Here is a 21,718-nt window from a genome sequence, read left to right as displayed (position 1 = left end):
TTTGTCGTCGGCAGGCGGCAGGGAGCCTCGCCGGCGCGCTTATGCGCCCGCCGCGTCGGGCGACAAGGCGCCCCTGTCGCGTGCAGGGGGCTCGCCTTTTACTTTCCGGTGCCGATCGTCGGGCTCGCGCTGCATTCCGCAGCCGCTGGCAGCCGAGATCAGGCTGTGTCTCCTCACCACACCCACAGCAGGCTGAGGTCAGTTCGACACAAGCCTTTAGGGGGCATCTGGCCTTGCGCAATGCCGGTCAGTGACGCGTCACCCGACCGAGAGGTTCCGGACCATTTTAGCGGCACTCCATCGGAAATCTGGAGATCAACTCCACGTTGAATGCTCGGCAAGAAATATGCCCACGATATGTGTGGTGTTTCTTTTTGTTTCGCGATTATTTCCATTTGATTTCATAGTGCCTTCGATGCCGATTTTGCTTGATCTTTATGAAGTTAATCCGCTTTTTGCGACGCAAGATTCACAAAAGGCAAACAGGCCGGTGGCATTAGACGGTTCTCATAAGCGGCGGGCAATTTTAATCCTGGGCATGCACCGGAGCGGCACGTCGGCACTCACGCGGACGGTCAATCTCCTGGGAGCCGCGACTCCGCAGACATTGATGGGCGCCACGTCGGGGAACCTGCGCGGGCACTGGGAATCCAAGCCCATCGTCGACTTGAACGACGAAATTCTCGCGGCCTGCGGGCACCGCTGGTATTCGCGCCGGCGTATTACGGTCTCGCCGATCGACGTGGTGCGTGCCAATGGCATGTGGCAACGGCTGCGCGATACACTGGATAGCGAATTTGAAGGTGCCTCGACGGTGGTGCTGAAGGACCCGCGCATCAGTCGTCTGGTTCCCCTCTACCGTGAGGCGCTTACCGAGGCAGGTTATGCCGTTGAGGCTGTGCTCACGCTGCGCAACCCGCTGGAGGTCGCCGAGTCGCTGGCGCGCCGCGACGACATGGAGCCGCGCCGGGCGCTGGGCCTGTGGATGCGCTACACTCTGGATGCCGAGCGCGGCACGCGCGGACTGCCCCGCGCCCTGGTCGTCTACGACGCCCTGCTCGAGGACTGGCGCGGCACGACGGGACGGATGAAGCGGCAACTCGGCGGCCAATGGCCAGAGGTGACGCCAGAGATTGCCGCGACGATCGACGAGTTCCTGACCCCGACGCTGCGTCATCACACGATCGAGGTGCCCAGGGGCGGGCTCGGGCGTGCGGCGATTTCCGGCCTCCTCTATCGCGACATGGCCCGCGCCCTGATCGATTCCCCTTCGTCGACGCCGGGATTGCTGTCTTCCACCCTGGCCGAGTGGAGCCTGCTTGCCAGCCGTTCCACCGGTGGCCTGGTGGCGGCGTAGGCGCGGACTTGCCACATGGATCGCACTCCCCTATAAGCCGCGCCATTCCGCACGCGGACTCGCGGCCGGAAGCCCATTGTCACGAGGTGACGGGGGCTCCAGCGCCGCTCCGGTGCCGTAAGCCGAATTCCTCGGCACGGCCATGTCCGCGGAGGCCCAACCGGACGAGAGACGACAATGGCGCTCCCTGACTACACCATGCGCCAGCTCCTGGAAGCTGGCGTGCATTTCGGGCATCAGTCCCACCGCTGGAACCCGAAGATGGCCCCGTTCATCTTCGGCACCCGCAACAACATCCACATTCTCGACCTGGCCCAGACCGTGCCGGCGCTGCATCGCGCGCTGCAGGCCGTGTCCGACACCGTGGCCCGTGGCGGCCGCGTGCTGTTCGTTGGCACCAAGCGCCAAGCGGCTGATGCCGTGGCGGATGCCGCCAAGCGTTCGGCGCAGTATTATGTGAACTCCCGCTGGCTCGGCGGCATGCTGACCAACTGGAAGACCATTTCCCACTCCATCGCCCGCCTGAAGAAGCTTGAAGAGCTGCTCGCGGCCGGCGAGGGCGTCGGCTACACCAAGAAGGAGCGCCTGACGCTCCAGCGCGAGAAGGAAAAGCTCGATCGCGCGCTTGGTGGCATTCGTGACATGGGCGGCATTCCCGACCTGCTGTTCGTCATCGACACCAACAAGGAAGACCTCGCCGTCGCCGAGGCCCGCCGCCTTGGCATTCCGGTCGCGGCCATCCTCGACACCAATTGCGATCCGGACGGCATCGCCTTCCCGGTTCCCGGCAATGACGACGCCGGTCGCGCCATCAACCTCTATTGCGACCTCGTCGCCCGCGCCGCCATTGACGGCATCGGCCGCTCGCATGGTGATCTCGGCATCGACATTGGCGCTTCGGAGGCCCCGATGGTTGAGGACCTGCCGGCCGAATCCGCCTGGACGAGCCTCGAATCGCTCTCGGGCCCGCGCGGCATTGCCGACGACCTGAAGAAGCTGACCGGCGTGTCGCCCGCGATCGAGAAGCAGCTGACCGACCTCGGTATCTTCCATTTCTGGCAGATCGCCGCGCTCAACGCCGACGACGCTCACCGTCTCGGCGAGGAAGTCGGCCTGCCGGGTCGTGTCGATGGCTGGGTGGCGCAGGCCAAGGAGCTGACCGCCGAGGTCGAGTGACCCCGGCGTCCGCTTCGCAACGGCGTCACATCTCGGCGCCAAGCATTGTATCGCACGGCCGGCCCGGATTCCTTCCGGCCGGCCGTGTCGTCGATTGACACATAGATCGTTGAGGAACGGAACATGGCCAACATCACCGCGGGCATGGTGAAGGAGCTGCGCGAGAAGACCGGCGCCGGCATGATGGACTGCAAGGCCGCGCTGACCGAGGTGGACGGCGACATCGAAGCCGCCATCGACTGGCTGCGCAAGAAGGGCCTCGCCAAGGCCGCCAAGAAGGCCGGGCGCGTCGCCGCCGAGGGCCTTATCGGCCTCGCCGTGTCGGGGACGACGGGTGTAGTCGTCGAAGTGAATTCCGAGACCGACTTCGTCGCCCGCAACGAGCAGTTCCAGCAGCTGGTGCGCGATATCGCCACCGTGGCGCTTGGCGCCGAGGACGATGTCGAGGCGCTCAAGGCGGCTGCCTACCCGGCCGGTGCGACCGTCGCCGACGCCATCAACACCGCCGTCGCCACGATTGGCGAGCACATGAACCTGCGCCGTTCCAAGAAGCTCTCTGTCTCGGCGGGTGTCATCGGCACCTATGTCCATGGGTCGGTCGGCGAGGGCCTCGGCAAGATCGGCGTACTGGTTGCGCTCGAGTCGGAAGGCAAGGCGGAAGAACTCGCCGCGCTCGGCCGCCAGATCGCGATGCATGTCGCCGCTGCCAACCCGCAGGCGCTCGATTCGTCCAGCATCGCCGAGGACGTGATTGCGCGCGAGAAGGGCGTTCTCGCCGAGAAGGCCAAGGCCTCCGGCAAGCCCGATAACGTGGTCGAGAAGATCGTCGAGAGCGGGCTGAAGACCTATTTCAAGGAAGTCACGCTGGTTGAGCAGGCCTTCATCCATGACCCGTCGAAGACGGTCGCCCAGGCGGTGAAGGAAAGCGAAGGCAAGGTCGGTGCGCCGATCAAGCTGGTCGGTTTCGTCCGCTTCGGCCTCGGCGAGGGCGTCGAGAAGCAGGAAAGCGACTTCGCCGCTGAAGTCGCCGCGGCCGCCGGCGTCTGAGCACGATCTTACGTTGATAAGTCACGCCGGGCCGCCCACGGGCAGTCCGGCGTGTTTTACTGTGCGCGCCGTCGCGAGTCGCGCCAAGCCAGAGGTGCACCATGTCGATCCCTGAGCCGCACGGCGCCGTCTATGGGCGTGTCTTGGTCAAGGTGTCCGGTGAGGCGCTGATGGGGAATGAGGCCTTCGGGCTGCACTGGCCCACCATCGAGAACATCGCGCAGGATCTCGTCGAGGCCCGCGCCACGGGGGCGGAGATCGCCGTGGTGGTGGGCGGCGGAAACATCCTGCGCGGCGCCAGCGTGGCGGGGCAGGGGCTCGATCGCGCCACCGCCGACCATATGGGCATGCTGGCGACGGTTATGAACGCGCTCGCGCTGGAGAAGGCGGTCGAGAAGGCCGGCGTTCCCGCCCGTACACTCTCCGCCATTCCCATGCCGACCATCTGCGAGCCCTATGCCCGGCAGACCGCATCGCGCCATCTGGCGCGCGGGCGCATCGTGCTGCTGGCCGGCGGCACCGGCAACCCCTATTTCACCACCGACACCGGCGCCGTGCTGCGCGCCGCCGAGCTGGAATGCGACGCGGTGATGAAGGCGACCAACGTCGATGGCGTATACACCGCCGATCCCAAACGGGACCCGTCGGCGCAGCGCTATGATCGCCTTACCCATGACGAGGCGCTGGCGAAGGACCTGAAGGTGATGGATGCTGCCGCCTTCGCCCTGGCGCGGGAAGCGAAGCTGCCGATCGTTGTCTTCTCTATCCGGGAGCCCGGGGCAATTGCTGCTGCCCTCCGTGGCGAGGGGCGCGCGACGACGGTGGCGCCCTAGCATTTTCGTGCGAAGGCTCGTGCCTATCCGTGCGGCGGGTGTGGTTGCCGCGTAAGGCTTGCCACGGGCGCCTTTAGGTTGGATAAGCCGCCAATCGGCGCCCGTCGGCCTCGTGCCGGCTGATGTATGAATGAGGTTTGTGATGAGCACTGGTCCGATTGACATTGCCGATATCAAGCGTCGCATGCAGGGCGCGATCTCCGTTCTGAAGACCGAGCTTTCGGGCCTGCGTACCGGCCGCGCCTCGGCCAGCCTGCTGGAGCCGATCCAGGTCAATGCCTATGGCAGCAACATGCCGCTCAACCAGGTTGCGTCGGTAAACGTGCCGGAGCCGCGGCTGCTGTCGGTTCAAGTGTGGGACCGTGGCATGGTGGCGGCGGTCGAGAAGGCCATCCGCGATTCCAATCTGGGCCTCAATCCCCAGACCGAAGGTCAGGTTCTGCGCGTGCGCATTCCCGAGCTGACGCAGGATCGCCGTCAGGAACTGGTCAAGGTGGCGCATAAATATTCCGAGGCCGCGCGCGTCTCTGTGCGCCATGTGCGGCGCGACGGCCTCGACACCATCAAGAAGGCGGAAAAGGACGGCGAGATGAGTTCCGACGACCTGGACCGGCTCGCCGATCAGGTCCAGAAGGCGACGGATCAGTTCATTGCCGAGATCGACCAGGTCGTTGCCGCGAAGGAAAAGGAAATCCTCGCGGTCTAAGCGGCGGGCGCCAGGGGGGCACCGTGAACATTGCAAGGCGTGGCGAGGCCTCAGGTGCCGCCATCGAGACCGTTGGGAGCGAGGCGATCTCGCTATGCCAGGTGCCGCGCCACGTCGCGATCATCATGGACGGCAATGGCCGCTGGGCGAAGAGCCAAGGCCTGCCGCGTTTCGAGGGGCACCGGCGTGGGGCCGAGGCCGTGCGCCGCGCCGTTGCCGATGCCAAGGATCTCGGCATCGAGGCGTTGACCCTCTACAGCTTCTCCAGCGAGAACTGGTCGCGCCCGGAGCGGGAGATCGGCGAGCTGATGGGGCTGCTCAAGCGCTTCATCCGCTCAGACCTCAAGGATCTGCACGCGAAGAATGTGCGCCTGCGTATCATCGGCGAAGGTCATCCCACCGATCGTGAAGTCCAGGCGCTGTTCGACGAGGCGCAGCTGCTCACCCGCGACAATACAGGGGTGCGGCTGACCGTAGCGTTCAATTATGGCTCGCGCGGCGAGATCGCCCGCGCGGCGCAGGTGCTGGCCCGGCAGGTGGCCGCTGGCGAGATTCGCGCCGAGGACATCACCACCGAGCGCTTTTCTGAGGTGCTCGACACGGCGGGGCTGCCGCCGCTTGATCTGATGATCCGCACCAGCGGCGAGCAGCGTCTGTCGAATTTCCTGCTGTGGCAGGCCGCCTATGCCGAGCTGGTTTTCCTGCCGGTCTTGTGGCCCGACTTCAACCGGAGCTGGCTGGAGCAGGCGCTTGGCGAGTACCGCCGGCGCGAACGTCGCTTCGGCGGCGTCGACGCCGGGGAAAGCTGAGCCATTGCGGATCGGTGAGGATTTCCTGCCGCGCCTAGGGTCGGCGCTGGTGCTCGGGCCGTTCGTCATGCTGGTGGCGGTGGTCGGCGGCTGGGCGTTCAGCGCTCTTGTCGCGCTTGCGGCCGTCATCCTGCTTTGGGAATGGCTGCGGATGATCGGAGCCAAGCCGCGCACGCCGCTGCTGGTCATTGGTGGCGCGGCGCTGGTGGCGGCAATTCTGCTGCTCGCCATCCGCCCGCCTCCGGCCGCCATCGGCATCGTGGTGCTGGGGGCGATCACCGCGGCTCTCGTCGCCCGCTCCAACCGGGAGCGGCGGACCTGGGCGCCGTTCGGGGTGATCTATGCCGGCGGGCTGGCGCTGCCCACCCTCATCCTGCGCGAAGATGGTTCTTTCGGGCTGGTGAGCCTGATCTGGCTGCTGGCCGTGGTCTGGTCGACCGACATCGCCGCCTATTTCTGCGGCCGACTCATTGGCGGTCCTAAGCTCTGGCCGCGCGTCAGCCCCAACAAGACCTGGGCCGGCTCGCTCGGCGGGGCGTTTTTCGGAATGCTGGCGGGTATGGCGACATTGTCTTTGGCCGGTGTCGAGACCGCCTTGCTGGCGGCGCCGGTGGCGCTTCTTGCCAGCTTTGCCAGCCAGGGCGGTGACCTGTTCGAATCGGCGATGAAGCGGCGTTTCCAGGTGAAGGACTCCAGCCGGCTGATTCCCGGCCATGGCGGGCTGATGGATCGGCTTGACGGTTTCATTGCGGCGGCGGCGCTGGCGCTGCTGATCGGCTTAATACGGGCGCCCGACGCGCCGGCCCGCGGGTTTCTGCTGTGGTGATTGCCGCCGATGGCGGCCGGGGAGCCACAACGTGCGTGACGTGCCTAATTTCGGGTGTCGTGCCGCATTTTGCTCACCTTCGCCTTAAACGCTGCTTATGGAACAAGAGGCGCGCCCGTCGGCGTGCGTGTCTGGGAAATCGCTGATGGAACTTCTTGCCTCGATGGGCGGCAATGCGAGCTGGCTGCTCGGCTATGTCGTGCCGTTCCTGTTCGTGCTGACGATCGTCGTGTTCTTCCACGAACTGGGTCATTTCTGGGTGGCGCGGCGGGCCGGGGTGAAGGTGGTGGCGTTCTCGATCGGCTTTGGCCCCGAGATCGTCGGCTTCAATGACCGGCACGGCACGCGCTGGAAGCTCTCGGCCATTCCCCTTGGCGGCTACGTCAAGTTCCTCGGCGACGAGAACGCCGCCAGCGCGCCGGACCGTGGCGCCATCGCCCATATGAGCGAGAGCGACCGTCGCGAGAGCTTCTTCCACAAGTCGGTCGGCGCCCGGGCGGCGATCGTCGCGGCGGGGCCGATCGCTAATTTCATCCTCGCGATCGTCATCTTTGCCGGGCTGTTCATGACGGTGGGCCGGCAGGTGACGACCCCGCAGGTCGACGCGGTGCAGGCCGGCGGCGCCGCTGAGCGCGCCGGCTTCCAGCCCAGCGACGTGATCCTCGCCATCAATGGCGATCCCATCGGTTCGTTCGGCGACATGCAGCGCATCGTCAGCGCCAATGCCGGCGAGCCGCTCGCCATCGAGGTCGAGCGCGGCGGGCAGCGACTCACCCTTGAGGCCACCCCGGACCTGCGTGAAGTCACCGACACCTTCGGTAATGTTCATCGCATCGGCGTGCTCGGCATCTCCCGCGACACCGGGGGAGGGCAGGTCCGCACCGAGCGATTCGGCCCGATCGAGGCCGTGACCCAGGCGACGACGGAAGTCTGGTTCATTGTCGACCGCACTTTCAGCTATCTCGGCGGCGTGGTGACGGGGCGTGAGCGGGCTGACCAGCTCGGTGGGCCGATCCGCATCGCCCAGGTTTCGGGCCAGGTCGCGACCTTCGGAATCGCCGCCTTACTGCAACTTGCCGCCGTTCTGTCGGTGTCGATCGGACTTCTTAACCTCTTTCCGGTACCGCTTCTTGATGGCGGGCATCTGCTTTTCTACGGCATCGAGGCGCTGCGCGGTCGGCCGCTCAGCGAACGGGCCCAGGAGGTGGGTTTCCGCATCGGTCTGGCGCTTGTCCTGATGCTGATGCTGTTTGCGACGTGGAACGATATTCTCAACATATCAAAATCTTGAGCTGGATTCGGGACGGCGTTGCCGAGGCGCCACGCCGTCCGGAAAAGGCACTGAAAGCGGCAGGTCCGGTTTGCAGGCTCTGGAAAAGTCTGTATCAAACGGAGTGCAGGGTGAGGAGTGTCGCCGGGTGCGCGCCTAGGGGTGTGCAGTCGGGCGTCTCCCAGAACAACGGTAAGGTTGCGCACCAAATGGCTCGTTCCCGGTTCGTGAGTAGATTGGCCTCGGTTGTCGGCTTTGCCCTTCTGGTGGCGGTCGGCAGTGTGTCCGGTGCCGTCATGGCGCCCGGGGTGGCCGTGGCTCAGTCGGCGAATTCAATTGTCGTCGAGGGGAATCAGCGTGTCGATGCCGATACCATCCGCTCCTATTTCCAGCCCGCTCCCGGGCAGTCGCTGACGCCCGCCAAGATCGACGAGGCGCTCAAGTCGCTCTACGCCACGGGGCTTTTCTCCGACGTCACGATCAGTAACCGCGGTGGGCGGATGGTCGTTACGGTCGTCGAGAATCAGGTCATCAATCGCGTTGCCTTCGAGGGCAACAAGAAGGTCAAGGACGACCAGCTGGCCTTGGAAGTTCAGTCCAAGGCCCGTAGCCCGCTGTCCAAGACGACGGTGCAGGCCGACACACAGCGCATCATCGACGTCTATCACCGCGCCGGCCGCTATGACGTGCGCGTGGAACCGAAGATCATCGAGCGCGGCCAGGGTCGTGTCGATCTGGTGTTCGAGATCACCGAGGGCGACAAGCTGGGCGTGGCCGAGATCAAGTTCGTCGGCAACAAGGCCTATTCCGAATACAAGCTCAAGGAAGAGGTCACGACCACGGAGACCAACTGGCTCTCCTGGCTGAAGAACACCGACATTTATGACGTCGACCGCATCAACACCGACCAGGAACTGCTGCGCCGCTTCTACCTGAAGCATGGCTATGCCGATTTCCGCATCATCTCGGTGACGGCCGATCTCGACCGGGCGCGCGATGGCTTCATCCTGACCTATGTGATTGAGGAAGGCCCGCAGTACAAAGTCGGGACGGTCGATGTCGTCAGCGGCATCAAGGATGTCTCGATCAATGATCTGCGCGCCGCCCTGCGGGTCGCGCCCGGCCAGGTCTACAATGCCGAGCTGGTCGAGAAGTCGGTCGAGAACGCCACGATCGAGGTCTCCAAGTCCGGCTACGCCTTCGCCCAGGTTCGTCCGCGCGGCGACCGCAATGTCGAGGCGCGCACCATCTCGCTGGTCTTCGCCGTCGAGGAAGGCCCGCGCGTCTATGTCGAGCGCATCGAGATCCGCGGCAATGTCCGTACCCGCGACTGGGTCATCCGCCGCGAGTTCGATTTCGCCGAAGGTGATGCCTATAACCGCGTGATGGTGGACCGCGCCGAGCGCCGCCTGCGCAATCTCGGCTACTTCAAGGACGTGAAGATTTCCAACGAGCCTGGTACCGCGCCCGACCGCATCATCCTGAACGTCGACGGTTGAGGATCAGCCCACCGGCGAGTTCTCGGTCTCGGGCGGCTATTCGACCTCGGACGGCTTCATCGGCGAAGTGGCGATCTCGGAGAAGAACTTCCTCGGTCGCGGCCAGTATGTCCGTCTCGCGGGTCAGCTGGGCGAGAACGTGCAGGGCGCCGATTTCAGCTTCACCGAGCCCTACTTCCTCGATTACCGCATCGCCGCCGGCTTCGACCTGTTCTGGAAGACGACCAGCGCCACCAGCTACAGCCAGTACGACACGGAGACGGCGGGCGGCACGCTGCGCATCGCCCTGCCGCTGACCGACGAGCTGACGCTGGGCCTGCGCTACATGCTGTCGCAGAAAGAAATCTCGGTCAGCATCGAGGATGAGTTCTACAACGACGTCTCGTGGGCGCTGCTCGAAATCAACAATGAGGCGATCATCACCTCGGCCGTCGGCTACACCCTGTCCTACAACATGCTCGACGATAACCGGAACCCGTCCAACGGCTACCTGATCGAGCTGAAGCAGGACTTCGCCGGCCTCGGTGGCGACACGACCTATATTCGCACCACCTTCGACACCCGCTTCTACACCCCGATCGTCGGCGACTTCGTGCTGCTGCTGCGTGGCCAGGTGGGCAATGTGGCCGGGTGGGGCAATGAGGACCTGCGCATCACCGACAACTTCTTCAAGGGTCCCGACCTCGTCCGTGGCTTCGCCCCGAACGGCATCGGCCCGCGCGATCTGGCCTCCGGCTATTATGGCGAGGACATGGATGCGCTCGGTGGCACGATGTACTGGGGCACCTCGGCGGAAATCCAGTTCCCGCTTTCCTTCCTGCCCAAGGATTTCGGCCTGAAGGCGGCCGTTTTCGCCGATGCCGGTTCGCTGTGGGACTACCAGGGCAACACTACCTTCCCGAACATTCCGGGTTGGGACAACGAAGAGAACTACGTGGATTGCGGGCTCTACGCTGGTTCTTCTACCAAGGGCAAAGCCAATGTCTGCGTCGCCGACAGCGACAGCATCCGCTCCTCGGTTGGTGTCAGCTTGATCTGGCAGTCGCCCTTCGGTCCGCTGCGCTTCGACTATGCCTGGGCGCTGACCAAGGAATGGTATGACGAGGTCCAGCAGTTCCGCTTCAGCGGTGGCACGAAGTTCTGATAAGCTCCACCCCATCGTGCAGCACGGCGGTCCGGTCATCCGGGCCGCTTGTGCGTTTGGGTAACGGCACTGCAGTCGACAGGCGGCGATGAGCGATCCCTTCTTCCATTCGGCGCCGGTGCCGCTGACTCTGACCGAAATCGCCGCGCTCCTCGGCGTGCCGCCCAGTGAGGCCGTCGCCAGCGCGCCGGCGGTGCGGATTTCCGCCGTGGCCTCGCTCGAAGAGGCGGGCCCCGGTGATCTTGCCTTCATGGACGGCGCCCGCCATGTGCCGGCGCTGCGTGAGACTCGGGCGGGCGCCTGCCTCGTCACCGAACGTTTCGCTGAACATGTGCCTGTCGGCACGGTGGCGCTGCGCGTGGCCAAGCCGCACGCGGCCTTCGTCACCGTGGCCCGCCAGATCCATGCCGCCAGTCTCCGCCCGGGTTCGATGTTCGGCCATGTCGGCATCGCCGCCGGGGCGGTGGTGCATCCGCAGGCGCGGATCGAGGCCGAGGTGACGGTGGACCCGGGCGCGGTGATCGGCGCCGGGGCGGAAATTGGCACGGGCACCGTGGTCGCCGCCGGCGCGGTGATCGGGCCGGGCGTTCGCATCGGGCGGCATTGCTCGATCGGCGCCGGGGTGACGCTGCAGCACGCGCTGCTCGGCGATCGGGTCATCGTTCATCCCGGGGCGCGGATCGGGCAGGATGGTTTCGGCTATGTCGGCAGCGCCAAGGGCCACGCCAAGATTCCGCAGATCGCCCGGGTGATCCTGCAGGACGACGTGGAGATCGGCGCCTCGACGACGATCGACCGCGGCGGGCTGCGCGATACGGTGATCGGCGAGGGCACCAAGATCGACAATCTGGTGCAGATCGCGCACAACGTGGTCATCGGGCGCCACTGCATCATCGTCTCCCAGACCGGCGTCGCCGGTAGCGCGACGCTGGGGGATTTCGTGATGCTGGGCGGGCAGGTCGGAGTCATCGGCCATGTCCGTATCGGCGACGGCGCCCGCATCGCCGCGACCAGCAATGTGAAGGACGATGTGCCACCCGGTGCCGAATGGGGCGGCTCGCCCGCCAAGCCGATGCGCGACTGGTTCCGCGAGGTGATGGCGCTGCAGCGGCTGGGTCGTGGCGAGGGTACAGGTTCTGGTCGGCGCGGCGTCGCCAGCGAACAACAGGGACAGTAGGGCATGGACGTGCAGGAGCAAGCCACAGTTGAACCCACGGCGCTGGGTGCGGCCGATATTCAGCGCATCCTGGCGACGCTTCCGCACCGCTACCCGTTCCTCATGGTTGACCGGATCGTCGGCATCGAGGGCGACAGGAAGGCGGTCGGGATCAAGAATGTCTCGGCCAATGAGCCGCATTTCCAGGGCCATTTCCCGGACAACCCGGTCATGCCCGGCGTGCTCATCCTTGAAGGCATGGCGCAGACCGCCGGCACCATCTGCCTGCTGAACCGCCCCGAGGATGGTGCGCCCTCGCTCGTCTATTTAATGACCATAGACAAAGCCAAGTTCCGCAAGCCGGTTCTGCCGGGCGACGTACTTGAGTATCACATGACCAAGATGACCAAGCGGCGGAACATGTGGTGGTTCCGTGGTGAGGCCAAGGTGGACGGTGAGATCGTCGCCGAGGCGGAAGTGAGCGCGATGATCGCCCGCGGGGAGCGTAAATGAACGAAACCGAGGCGAAGATCGACCCGCTGGCGCGTGTCGAGGCGGGTGCCGTTCTGGGCGTCGGTGTCGAGATCGGCCCGTTCTGCACGGTGGGGCCGCATGTGGTGTTGGGTGCCGGGGTCAAGCTGGTCTCGCATGTCGCGATAAGTGGGCACACCACCATCGGCGAGGGTTCGACGATCTATCCCTTCGCCTCGCTCGGCTTTGCGCCGCAGTCGCTCGGCTACAAGGGCGAACCGACCCGGCTGGTGATCGGCCGCAACTGCACGGTCCGCGAACATGCGACGATGAACACCGGCACCGCCGGCGGCCACCAGGAGACGGTTGTCGGCGATAATTGCCTGTTCATGGTGAACAGCCATGTGGCGCATGACTGCATCGTCGGCGACAATGTGATCTTCGCCAACAACGCGACTCTCGCCGGCCATGTAAGCGTGGGAAACAACGTCTTTCTCGGCGGCATGGCGGCGATCCATCAGTTCGTCCGCATCGGCGACAACGCGATTGTCGGCGGCCTATGCGGGCTGCAGCACGATCTCATCCCGTTCGGCGCCATGATCTATGGCCGCAGTGGACTCGGTGGGCTGAACATCATCGGCATGAAGCGCCGCGGCCTCGGCCGGCCACAGATCCACGCGCTGCGCGCGGCCTACCGTGAGTTGTTCTACTCCAGCGGCACGCTGGCTGAGCGCGCCGCGCGTGTGGCCGAGCGCTATGCCGACGACGCCAACGTCATGCATGTCGTCGATTTCGTGCGCAATGGCGGCAAGCGCCGCCTGACCGTACCCCAGGACACGGCTGACCATGTCGCCGAACCCGACGCCGCCTGAGGCGCCGTCCTCGGCGGCGGATGCGGCCGAGGGCCCGCTGGCCATCATCTGCGGCGGCGGGGCCTTCCCCCTCGCCGTGGCCGAGGGGGCGCGACGGGCGGGGCGACAGGTCGTCCTGTTCCCCGTGCGTGGCTTTGCCGATGCCGCCTTCGAGGCCTGGCCGCATGTGTGGATCTCGCTCGGCCGCTTCGGCTTCCTCAAGAGCGAGCTGCGCCGCCGGGGCTGCCGCGACGTCGTTTTCATCGGCAATGTGCTGCGCCCGCGTATCCGCGATCTCCGGCTCGACTGGGCCACACTGCGGCTGCTGCCGCGTGCCGTTGCCATGCTGCGCGGCGGCGACGACTATCTGCTCACAGGCCTTGGCCAACTCATGGAGGAATCGGGTTTCCGCCTCGTCGGCGCACATGAGGTGGCGCCGGAAATCCTCATGCCAGCCGGGCAACTTGGCGCCGTTGCGCCGGATGCTGGCGCGCGCGAGGACATCGCCCGCGGGCGCGCGGCACTGGCGGTGATGGGGCCGCTCGACATCGGCCAGGGGCTGGTGGTGATGAACCGCCATGTCGTCGCGGTCGAGGCGGCCGAGGGCACCGATCTCATGCTCGCGCGGGTCGCCGAGTTGCGGGCCAATGGCCGCATCAAGATGCCGGCGCGCTGTGGGGTGCTGGTCAAGCGCCCGAAGGAGGGGCAGGATCTGCGGATCGATCTGCCGTCCTTCGGCACCCGCACGGTGGAAGGTGCGGCCCGGGCTGGGCTGGCCGGCATCGCGCTGGAGGCCGGCGGCGTCATCGTCGCTGATAGCGCGGCCTTGATCCGGCTCGCCGACGAGAAGGGCCTGTTCATCCTGGGCGTCGAGCGCGAGGGGACACAGGGCTCATGAGCGGCCCGGCTGCTCTCGACATATTCATCGTCGCCGGTGAGGAATCGGGCGATGTGCTGGGTGCCGGGCTGATGGCGGAGCTGAAGGCGCTCCATGCCGGCGCGGTGCGCTTTCGTGGCGTCGGCGGCGCCCGCATGCAGGCGCAGGGGCTGGTGCCGCTCTTTCCCATGGAAGACATCACCGCGATGGGTTTCGCGCAGGTGATCGGCGGCCTGCCGCGCATCCTGCGACGTATGGGCGAGACGGCACAGGCCATCATTGCCCAGCGGCCTGATATCCTGGTGATGGTCGACGCGCCTGATTTCACCCATCGCGTCGCGCGCAGGGTGCGGGCGCGCCTGCCGTCGCTGCCGATCGTCAAATATGTCGCGCCAACCGTCTGGGTGTGGCGTCAGGGGCGCGCCAAGGCGATGGCGCCGGATTTCGACCGGGTGCTGGCGCTGCTGCCCTTCGAGCCCGAGGCGATGCACACGCTGGGCGGTCCGCCGACCACCTATGTCGGCCACCCCTTGCTGGGTGAGTTGGCCACGCTCCGGCCATCTGCCGAAGAGGCGGCCCGGCGCGCCGCCGCGCCGCCGGTGCTGCTGGTGCTGCCTGGCAGCCGGCGAGCGGAGCTGGCGCGCTTAGGGGCGACCTTTGGCGAGGTGCTGGCGCGGCTCATGGTCAACGTGCCGGATGTCGAGCCTGTGCTGCCGACCCTGCCGGGCCGGCGGGCCCAGGTGGAGGCCATGGTGGCAACCTGGCCGGTCAAGCCGCGCATTCTTGTCGAGGATGAGGAGAAGCGGGCCGCCTTCCGGGTGGCGCGGGCGGCGCTGGCGGCGTCCGGCACGGTGACGCTGGAACTTGCGCTTGCCGGCGTCCCGACCGTGGCGGCCTATCGGGTGCCCTGGCTGGAGGGGCGTATCGCGCCGTTCTTCATCCGGGTGAAGACGGCGATCCTGCCCAATCTCATTCTCGATGAGCCTGCCATGCCGGAATATCTGCAATGGCACATCGACCCGCCGGCCATGGCGGCGCAACTGGCGCGGCTGATCGCTGGCGGGCCTGAGCGGGAGGCACAGCTTTCCGCTTTTGCACGGCTCGACTCTGTCATGGGCGAGGGCGGCGATCCGCCCAGCCGGCGGGCAGCGCGGGCAGTGCTGGAAACGCTGGCACAGCGCCGTACTGAGAACTGAACCCGAGCGGGCGCGGCAACGAAAAACCCCGCCTTCCAATGCGGAGGACGGGGTTTCCAGTATCAGGCCATCAGCACACGTGCATCGCGATCACTTGCGCGCCGCGATCACTTGCGCGCCGCGATCACTTGCGGCGGGCGATCGGAACGTAGTCGCGCTGGGTGGCGCCGGTGTAGAGCTGGCGCGGACGGCCGATGCGCTGGCTCGGATCCTCGATCATTTCCTTCCACTGGCCGATCCAGCCCACCGTGCGGGCGAGGGCGAACAGCACGGTGAACATGGAGGTGGGGAAGCCGAGGGCGCGCAGCGTGATGCCCGAATAGAAATCGATATTTGGGTACAGCTTGCGCTCGACGAAATACTCGTCCTGCAGCGCGATCCGCTCCAGTTCGACGGCGATGTCGAGCAGCGGGTCGTCCTTGATGCCAAGCTCGCCGAGCACTTCGTGGCAGGTGCGCTGCATGATCTTGGCGCGCGGATCGTAGTTCTTGTACACCCGGTGGCCGAAGCCCATCAGCCGGAACGGGTCGTTCTTGTCCTTGGCGCGATTGATGAACTCGGGGATGCGGTCCACCGAGCCAATCTCGCCGAGCATTTTCAGCGCGGCCTCATTGGCGCCGCCATGGGCGGGGCCCCACAGGCAGGCAATGCCGGCGGCGATGCAGGCGAAGGGGTTGGCGCCCGACGAGCCGGCGAGCCGCACGGTCGAGGTCGAGGCGTTCTGCTCGTGGTCGGCGTGCAGGATGAAGATGCGATCGATGGCGCGCGAGAGGATCGGGTTGACCTTGTACTCCTCACAGGGCACCGAGAAGCACATGCGCAGGAAGTTCGAGGCGTAGTCCAGATCGTTCTTGGGGTACACGAAGGGCTGGCCGATCGAGTACTTGTAGGCCATCGCCGCCAGCGTCGGGATCTTCGCGATCATCCGGATCGAGGCGATCATGCGCTGCTGCGGATCGGAGATGTCGGTGCTGTCGTGGTAGAAGGCGGAGAGCGCGCCGACCGAGGCCACCAGAACGGACATGGGGTGCGCGTCGCGACGGAAGCCGTGGAAGAAGCGGCTCATCTGCTCATGCACCATGGTGTGGCGCGTGACGCGGTAGTCGAAATCGGCCTTCTGGGCGGCCGTTGGCAGTTCGCCGTAGAGGAGAAGGTAGCAGGTTTCGAGGAAGTCGCTCTCGGCCAGCTGTTCGATGGGGTAGCCGCGATAGAGCAGGACGCCCTCGTCGCCGTCGATATAGGTGATCTGGCTTTCACAGGAGGCGGTGGAGGTGAAGCCGGGATCGTAGGTGAACTTGCCAGTCTGGCTGTAGAGCTTGGCGATGTCGATGACATCCGGCCCTATCGTGCCGTTCAGGATCGGAAGCTCCCAGCTTTCATCGCCAATGGTGAGCGTGGCGGATTTTGGCGCGTTGCTTTGGCTGGCGTCCATGCGGGGTCTCCCTGAACCTTGAGAACCGGATCTGAAACGGATCGCGTCTTTTGCGGGGGCCGCGCCTGCCTTGCGGCAATGTGCAGCGGAGACGGGGGATGTCCCACGGCGGCCCATGGTCAAAGTCGTAGCGGTTTCGACCCGCCCTCGCAAGCGCAGCGAAACCGCTCCCGCATTGCGGCCGGGAGCCGGGCAGACGCCTGTTCCGGCGGGCCCGGCTACCTCAGGGAAGGCATTACGCTGGCGCAGCGGCGCCTGTCTGGTCGGCGATGCGGGCGAGCGATTCCTCCCGGCCCAGCACCGTGAGAACGTCAAAGATACCGGGCGAGGTGGTCTTGCCGGTCACGGCCGCGCGCAGTGGTTGGGCCAGCATGCCGAGCTTAACCCCTTGCGCCTCAGCCACCGCTCGCACCGCCGCCTCGGTCTCGGCAGCGTTCCATTCGCTCACCGCCGCGAGCTGTCCGGCAGCGGCCGCCAGCAGCCGGCGAGCGTCCTCCGTGAGCAGTGCCTGCGCCTTTTCTTCCAGGGGCAGCGGGCGCGTCCGCCAGATATAGGCTGAGTTTTCAATGAGTTCGAGCAGGGTCTTGGCGCGCTCCTTCAGTCCCGGCATGGCGGTGAGCAGCTGGGCGCGGCGCTCCGGCGTCAGCGCGGCGGCGATTGTGGCGCCGTCGGGAATATGCGGGAGCAGGGCGTCGATGGCCTCGATCAGCTCGGCGTCGGGGGTCGAGCGGATATACAGGCCGTTGATGTTCTCCAGCTTGGCGAAGTCGAAGCGCGCCGCCGAGCGGCCGACCCGGTCGAGGTCGAACAGGCGGGTCATCTCCTCGGTGGAGAAGATCTCCTGGTCGCCATGGCTCCAGCCGAGGCGGACGAGGTAGTTGCGCAGCGCGGCGGGCAGGTAGCCCATGGCCCGATACGCATCGACGCCGAGCGCACCATGCCGCTTGGAGAGCTTCGCCCCGTCCGGCCCATGGATCAGCGGGATGTGCGCCATCTTCGGCACCCCCCAGCCTAGCGCATGGTAGATCTGCGTCTGACGCGCAGCATTGGTGAGGTGATCGTCGCCTCGGATGATGTGGGTGACGTTCATGTCGTGGTCGTCCACCACCACCGAGAGCATATAGGTCGGGGTGCCATCGGAACGCAGCAGGACGAGGTCGTCGAGGTCCTTGTTGGGAATCACCACCCGGCCCTGCACGAGGTCGTCGATGACGGTCTCGCCCTCGGTCGGCGCCTTCAGGCGGAACACCGGCTTGCGGTCGGCCGGCGCGTCCGCCGGGTCGCGGTCGCGCCAGCGCCCGTCATAGCGCGGTGGGCGGCCCTCTTTGCGGGCGGTCTCGCGCATCTCCTCCAACTCCGCCGCGCTGGCGTAGCAGGGATAGGCGCGGCCGGCGGCGATCATCTGCTCCACCGCCTCGCGGTGCCTTTCGGCCCGGGCGAACTGGTAGATCACCTCGCCGGACCAGTCGATGCCGAGCCATTTCAGCCCGTCGATGATGGCGTCGATCGCCTCCGGGGTGGAGCGCTGGCGGTCGGTGTCCTCGATGCGCAGCAGCATCGTGCCGCCCTTGGCGCGGGCATAGAGCCAGTTGAACAGCGCGGTGCGGGCGCCGCCAATGTGCAGGAAGCCGGTGGGCGAGGGGGCGAAGCGGGTAACGACGGTCTCGGACATATCTCTTCCGTCTGCGCCGGAGGGACGGCGGCGAAGCATGGCGGGCGCGGAGCGTGCGTGTACCATAGGAGTACGATGCGGGAAAAGCGGGCCTTCCGCCGGGGCTGGACCGCAACGGGCCGCGCGCCGCGTGACAAGGCAGCAGGACAGGGCAGCGAAACACGCGCAAGGGGCATCGGGGGATGCACGAGCCGCCGCAGCTGGGGCCGGGAGACGCGCCGCGTCGGCGCGCGCGGGCGGCTGTGCTCGGCGCGGGGCGGGCGAGGCGGCACCCGAACGACTGGCGCCTGCCGCAACTGTCTCTGGCGGGGCTCTGGCACGGCGCGGCGACGGCGCTGGCGCGCGAGCTCGACGACCGGCGCGGCTTCCTGTTCCTGCCGATCGGCTTTTCCGCCGGCGCCGCGCTCTATTTCGCCGCGCCGCAGGAGCCCCTGCCCTATGCCGGCTTTGTGCCGGCCCTCGCCTTTGCCGGCCTTGCTGTGGCGGCGCGGGCGCGGCCCCTCGCCTTCCATCTGCTGGCGCTGCTCGCCGTCATCGCCGCCGGTTTCGCGGTGGCGGCGCTGCAGGTGCAGCTGATGGCGCATCCGGTGCTGGGCCGAACGCTGAACGCGGTTGAGCTGCGCGGCTATGTCGAGGCGGCCGAGCTTCGCCCGCGCGGCAGCCGCATCACCCTCGCCGTCACCGGCATGGAGCGCGCCGGGGTGGAAATGCCGAGGCGGGTGCGCGTCACCCTCGCCGGTCGGCAGCCGCCGGCGGTGGGCAGCCATGTGACACTGCGCGCCACGCTCGGCCCCCCGCCGGGGCCGTCCTATCCCGGCGGCTTCGATTTCGGGCGGGCGATCTGGCTGGATGGCATCGGTGCCACCGGATATGCGCTCGGCCGGCCGCAGCTGAGCCCCGCAGCTGTCGCGCCGCCGCCGGGGCTGGCGCTGACCACCTGGCTCGACGGCACGCGGCACGCCATCGCCGCACGCATCCGCGCGGCGCTGCCGGGGGAGGAGGGGGGCGTCGCGGTCGCGCTCGTTACCGGGCTGCGGGACGCGGTGCCGGAATCGATCGAGGAAAGTATGCGGATCTCCGGACTGTCGCATGTGCTGTCGATTTCCGGCCTGCACATGGCGCTGGTGGCGAGTACCGTGTTCTTCCTGGCGCGGGCGCTGCTGGCGCTGGTGGCGGATCTCGCGCTCTACCGGCCGATCAAGGCCTGGGCGGCGCTGCCGGCCATGCTGTCCGCCAGCTTCTACCTGCTGCTCTCCGGCGCCGAGGTGCCGACCCAGCGCGCCTATGTGATGACGTTGCTGGTCCTGGCCGGCATCGTGCTCGGCCGGCCGGCACTGACCTTGCGGACGCTGGCGGTGGCGGCGCTGGTGCTGCTCATAGTGTCGCCCCGGGCGGTGCTCGATCCGGGGGCGCAGATGTCGTTCGCCGCCACGCTCGGGCTGATCGCGGCCTATGAGCGTTTCGGCTTCCTCATCACCCTTCCCTCCGAGAAGGCCGGCCGCTGGCTCGGGCTGCCGGGGCGCTATATCGCGGCACTGGTGCTGGCGTCGCTGGCGGCAGGTCTGGCGACAGCACCCTATGCCGCCTATCACTTTCAGCGCCTGGCGCCGCTGAGCCTGCTGGCCAATCTCGGCGCCATGCCGGTCGTGTCGTTCGTCGTCATGCCGGCGGGGCTCGCCGGCTCGATCCTGATGCCGTTTGGCTGGGACGATCCGGCCTGGCGGCTGATGGGCTGGGGCCTCGCCCGCATGCGGGACATCTCCGATCTGGTCGCGGCGCTGCCCGGCGCCGATCGCGGCGTGCCAGCCATGCCGATGGCCAGCCTGGTGCTGATCAGCCTCGGATTGATGGTGCTGTGCCTCGCGCGCACAAGGCTGGTTGGTCTCGCGCCGCTGCTGGCGCTCGCCGGCATCGCCACGGCGGCGACGGCGCCGCGTCCCGACCTGCTGGTCGATGCCGAGGCGCGCACGGTGGCGGTGCGTGGCAGGGATGGCACTCTCGCCTTCATGGGCGACCGCGACACCGGAATCGGCGGGCGCTTTGCGGTTGAGCAGTGGTTGAGCGCGGACGGGCAGCGGGCGCGCTTCGGCGCGAGTGACCTGACCGCCGCCGCGGCCTGCGATCCGCTTGGTTGCACGCTTCCCCTGCCGGATGGGCGGCTGGTGGCGGTGTCGCGCGACCGAGATTCGCTGGAAGATGATTGCCGCCTGGCGGCTGTGCTGGTGACGCCCTACGCGCCGCCTCTCGACTGCGCGGCGACGGTGATCCACCGCGACGTGCGCACGGCCATCGGCGGAGTCGCCGGCACACTGATGCCGGATGGCAGCCTTGCTCTCGCCAGCGCGCGCCCGGCGCAGGGAACGCGGCCCTGGGAGCCGAAAGTCCCATCTCCGCCACCTCCAGAGCCGGAGCGCGGCGGGGATGCCCGCGGCTCGCCTCCGAGTAAAAACGCAACCAAGCCGGCCGCTACGTCGCCGCCTGCCATCTCTGGCCCCGCCCAGGCGATCGACGCGCCGCTTTTCTCCTCGTCCGAGATAGAGCCGGCTGCCGCCGACGATCCTCAGTAGCGGCGGAACAGCCCGACCAGCTTGCCCTGGATGCGAACCCTATCCGGGCCGAAAATGCGTGTCTCATAGGCCGGGTTGGCGGCCTCAAGCGCCACTGAGGCGCCCTTGCGGCGCAGGCGCTTGAGTGTGGCTTCCTCGTCATCGATCAGCGCGACGACGATCTCGCCGGTGATGGCGGCGTCGCATTTGCGGATCAGCGCCAGATCGCCATCGAGAATGCCGGCCTCGATCATCGAATCGCCGCGCACTTCCAGCGCGTAATGTTCGCCGCCCGACAGCATTTCCGGTGGCATGCCGATGGTGTGGTCGCGCGACTGGATGGCGGAAATCGGCGTGCCGGCGGCGATACGGCCCATGACCGGGATCGATACGACGCGGCGGTCGCCATCGTCGTCCGACGCGGGGCGCACCTTGCCGAGATTGCCCTCGATGACATTGGGGGAGAAGCTGCGGACAGGCTTCGCGGGCTGCGCGTCCTCCGGCAGGCGGACAACTTCCAGCGCGCGCGCCCGGTTTGGCAGGCGGCGGATGAAGCCGCGCTCTTCCAATGCGGTGATCAGCCGGTGGATGCCAGACTTCGAGCGCAGGTCCAGCGCCTCCTTCATTTCCTCGAACGAAGGCGGCACGCCGTCCTGCTGGAGGCGTTCATTGATGAACAGAAGCAGCTCATGCTGTTTGCGGGTGAGCATCAAGAGAACCCCGTCTGCCGGCCGATGCCGAAACGAAACAAATCACGAACAAAGACTAGCCGTTCTTATTGTGTTCCACAATGGGTAAAGGGAGCCTAAACGCCCGCCGGCCCGCCACAATCACGCTGGCGATGGCGAAT

17 protein-coding genes and 1 pseudogene are annotated in these 21,718 nt (G+C 66.8%); 15 read left to right on the top strand and 3 right to left on the bottom strand.

Annotated features, from left to right (window positions below; genetic code table 11):
- Positions 1 to 364: 364 nt before the first annotated feature.
- The 14 genes and pseudogenes from A3M1_RS0122265 (at position 365) to lpxB (ending at position 15,218) form a co-directional block, all read left to right on the top strand.
- A complete protein-coding gene (locus A3M1_RS0122265) occupies positions 365 to 1,357 on the top strand; it encodes a sulfotransferase family protein (RefSeq protein WP_245261816.1) in 993 nt (330 codons plus the stop codon).
- Between the two features lie 177 nt (positions 1,358 to 1,534).
- On the top strand, positions 1,535 to 2,533 hold the full coding sequence (locus A3M1_RS0122260) for a 30S ribosomal protein S2 (protein ID WP_018391198.1): 999 nt from the start codon (positions 1,535 to 1,537) through the stop codon (positions 2,531 to 2,533).
- A gap of 123 nt (positions 2,534 to 2,656) precedes the next feature.
- Positions 2,657 to 3,580: a translation elongation factor Ts gene (tsf, locus tag A3M1_RS0122255; protein ID WP_018391197.1), complete on the top strand. Its 924-nt coding sequence runs from the start codon at positions 2,657 to 2,659 to the stop codon at positions 3,578 to 3,580.
- A gap of 101 nt (positions 3,581 to 3,681) precedes the next feature.
- On the top strand, positions 3,682 to 4,413 hold the full coding sequence (gene pyrH / locus A3M1_RS0122250) for a UMP kinase (protein ID WP_018391196.1): 732 nt from the start codon (positions 3,682 to 3,684) through the stop codon (positions 4,411 to 4,413).
- A gap of 142 nt (positions 4,414 to 4,555) precedes the next feature.
- Positions 4,556 to 5,119 (top strand): ribosome recycling factor, encoded by a 564-nt coding sequence (frr, locus tag A3M1_RS0122245; protein ID WP_018391195.1) that lies wholly within the window; start codon positions 4,556 to 4,558, stop codon positions 5,117 to 5,119.
- A gap of 101 nt (positions 5,120 to 5,220) precedes the next feature.
- Positions 5,221 to 5,928 (top strand): isoprenyl transferase, encoded by a 708-nt coding sequence (locus tag A3M1_RS0122240; protein WP_018391194.1) that lies wholly within the window; start codon positions 5,221 to 5,223, stop codon positions 5,926 to 5,928.
- Positions 5,870 to 6,754, top strand: coding sequence for a phosphatidate cytidylyltransferase (locus tag A3M1_RS0122235; protein ID WP_245261814.1), 885 nt, complete (start codon positions 5,870 to 5,872; stop codon positions 6,752 to 6,754). Before A3M1_RS0122240 ends, A3M1_RS0122235 begins: the two co-directional genes overlap by 59 nt.
- A gap of 145 nt (positions 6,755 to 6,899) precedes the next feature.
- Positions 6,900 to 8,045, top strand: coding sequence for an RIP metalloprotease RseP (gene rseP, locus A3M1_RS0122230; protein WP_018391192.1), 1,146 nt, complete (start codon positions 6,900 to 6,902; stop codon positions 8,043 to 8,045).
- 188 nt (positions 8,046 to 8,233) lie between these two features.
- Positions 8,234 to 10,667, top strand: a pseudogene (bamA, locus tag A3M1_RS25240) (outer membrane protein assembly factor BamA).
- Positions 10,668 to 10,755: 88 nt separating this feature from the next.
- The gene (gene lpxD / locus A3M1_RS0122220) at positions 10,756 to 11,844 is read left to right on the top strand and encodes a UDP-3-O-(3-hydroxymyristoyl)glucosamine N-acyltransferase (protein ID WP_018391189.1); all 1,089 of its coding nucleotides are present in this window, start codon (positions 10,756 to 10,758) and stop codon (positions 11,842 to 11,844) included.
- Positions 11,845 to 11,847: 3 nt separating this feature from the next.
- Positions 11,848 to 12,336 (top strand): 3-hydroxyacyl-ACP dehydratase FabZ, encoded by a 489-nt coding sequence (gene fabZ, locus A3M1_RS0122215; RefSeq protein WP_018391188.1) that lies wholly within the window; start codon positions 11,848 to 11,850, stop codon positions 12,334 to 12,336.
- Complete coding sequence (gene lpxA, locus A3M1_RS0122210; protein ID WP_018391187.1) at positions 12,333 to 13,166, top strand: acyl-ACP--UDP-N-acetylglucosamine O-acyltransferase; 834 nt, start codon at positions 12,333 to 12,335, stop codon at positions 13,164 to 13,166. The genes fabZ and lpxA overlap by 4 nt, the downstream gene beginning before the upstream one ends.
- Positions 13,141 to 14,043, top strand: a complete 903-nt coding sequence (locus tag A3M1_RS0122205) for an LpxI family protein (protein ID WP_018391186.1) — start codon at positions 13,141 to 13,143, stop codon at positions 14,041 to 14,043. The genes lpxA and A3M1_RS0122205 overlap by 26 nt, the downstream gene beginning before the upstream one ends.
- Positions 14,040 to 15,218 carry a lipid-A-disaccharide synthase gene (gene lpxB, locus A3M1_RS0122200; RefSeq protein ID WP_018391185.1) on the top strand — a complete coding sequence of 393 codons (1,179 nt, stop codon included), beginning with the start codon at positions 14,040 to 14,042 and terminating at the stop codon, positions 15,216 to 15,218. Before A3M1_RS0122205 ends, lpxB begins: the two co-directional genes overlap by 4 nt.
- A 124-nt stretch (positions 15,219 to 15,342) precedes the next feature.
- Here the strand turns inward: lpxB and gltA are convergent, their stop codons facing one another.
- Both gltA and gltX read right to left on the bottom strand, forming a co-directional pair.
- On the bottom strand, positions 15,343 to 16,650 hold the full coding sequence (gene gltA, locus A3M1_RS0122195) for a citrate synthase (RefSeq protein ID WP_018391184.1): 1,308 nt from the start codon (positions 16,648 to 16,650) through the stop codon (positions 15,343 to 15,345).
- A gap of 235 nt (positions 16,651 to 16,885) precedes the next feature.
- Positions 16,886 to 18,322: a glutamate--tRNA ligase gene (gene gltX / locus A3M1_RS0122190; protein WP_018391183.1), complete on the bottom strand. Its 1,437-nt coding sequence runs from the start codon at positions 18,320 to 18,322 to the stop codon at positions 16,886 to 16,888.
- Positions 18,323 to 18,504: 182 nt separating this feature from the next.
- On the opposite strand from gltX, the gene A3M1_RS0122185 reads away from it, so the two are divergent.
- Entirely contained in the window at positions 18,505 to 20,889 is a 2,385-nt protein-coding gene (locus A3M1_RS0122185; RefSeq protein ID WP_018391182.1) for a ComEC/Rec2 family competence protein, read from the top strand.
- On the opposite strand, the gene lexA is transcribed toward A3M1_RS0122185, so the two are convergent.
- Positions 20,883 to 21,578, bottom strand: a complete 696-nt coding sequence (gene lexA, locus A3M1_RS0122180; RefSeq protein WP_018391181.1) for a transcriptional repressor LexA — start codon at positions 21,576 to 21,578, stop codon at positions 20,883 to 20,885. The genes A3M1_RS0122185 and lexA overlap by 7 nt on opposite strands.
- Between the last annotated feature and the right edge of the window lie 140 nt (positions 21,579 to 21,718).

The organism is Ancylobacter sp. FA202 (assembly GCF_000380205.1).
Classification (GTDB): Bacteria; Pseudomonadota; Alphaproteobacteria; order Rhizobiales; family Xanthobacteraceae; genus Ancylobacter.
The sequence above is the reverse complement of the archived record's forward strand: the minus strand, read 5'-3'. Positions and strand labels throughout refer to the sequence as shown.

What these genes read in the sequence shown, in the direction of transcription:
- fabZ (WP_018391188.1), top strand. Translation starts at nt 11,848, where the DNA reads ATGGACGTGCAGGAGCAAGCCACAGTTGAACCCACGGCGCTGGGTGCG.
- A3M1_RS0122185 (WP_018391182.1), top strand. Translation starts at nt 18,505, where the DNA reads ATGCACGAGCCGCCGCAGCTGGGGCCGGGAGACGCGCCGCGTCGGCGC.
- lpxD (WP_018391189.1), top strand. Translation starts at nt 10,756, where the DNA reads ATGAGCGATCCCTTCTTCCATTCGGCGCCGGTGCCGCTGACTCTGACC.
- lexA (WP_018391181.1), bottom strand. Translation starts at nt 21,578, where the DNA reads ATGCTCACCCGCAAACAGCATGAGCTGCTTCTGTTCATCAATGAACGC.
- frr (WP_018391195.1), top strand. Translation starts at nt 4,556, where the DNA reads ATGAGCACTGGTCCGATTGACATTGCCGATATCAAGCGTCGCATGCAG.
- tsf (WP_018391197.1), top strand. Translation starts at nt 2,657, where the DNA reads ATGGCCAACATCACCGCGGGCATGGTGAAGGAGCTGCGCGAGAAGACC.
- rseP (WP_018391192.1), top strand. Translation starts at nt 6,900, where the DNA reads ATGGAACTTCTTGCCTCGATGGGCGGCAATGCGAGCTGGCTGCTCGGC.
- gltA (WP_018391184.1), bottom strand. Translation starts at nt 16,650, where the DNA reads ATGGACGCCAGCCAAAGCAACGCGCCAAAATCCGCCACGCTCACCATT.
- lpxA (WP_018391187.1), top strand. Translation starts at nt 12,333, where the DNA reads ATGAACGAAACCGAGGCGAAGATCGACCCGCTGGCGCGTGTCGAGGCG.
- A3M1_RS0122205 (WP_018391186.1), top strand. Translation starts at nt 13,141, where the DNA reads ATGTCGCCGAACCCGACGCCGCCTGAGGCGCCGTCCTCGGCGGCGGAT.
- gltX (WP_018391183.1), bottom strand. Translation starts at nt 18,322, where the DNA reads ATGTCCGAGACCGTCGTTACCCGCTTCGCCCCCTCGCCCACCGGCTTC.
- pyrH (WP_018391196.1), top strand. Translation starts at nt 3,682, where the DNA reads ATGTCGATCCCTGAGCCGCACGGCGCCGTCTATGGGCGTGTCTTGGTC.
- A3M1_RS0122260 (WP_018391198.1), top strand. Translation starts at nt 1,535, where the DNA reads ATGGCGCTCCCTGACTACACCATGCGCCAGCTCCTGGAAGCTGGCGTG.
- lpxB (WP_018391185.1), top strand. Translation starts at nt 14,040, where the DNA reads ATGAGCGGCCCGGCTGCTCTCGACATATTCATCGTCGCCGGTGAGGAA.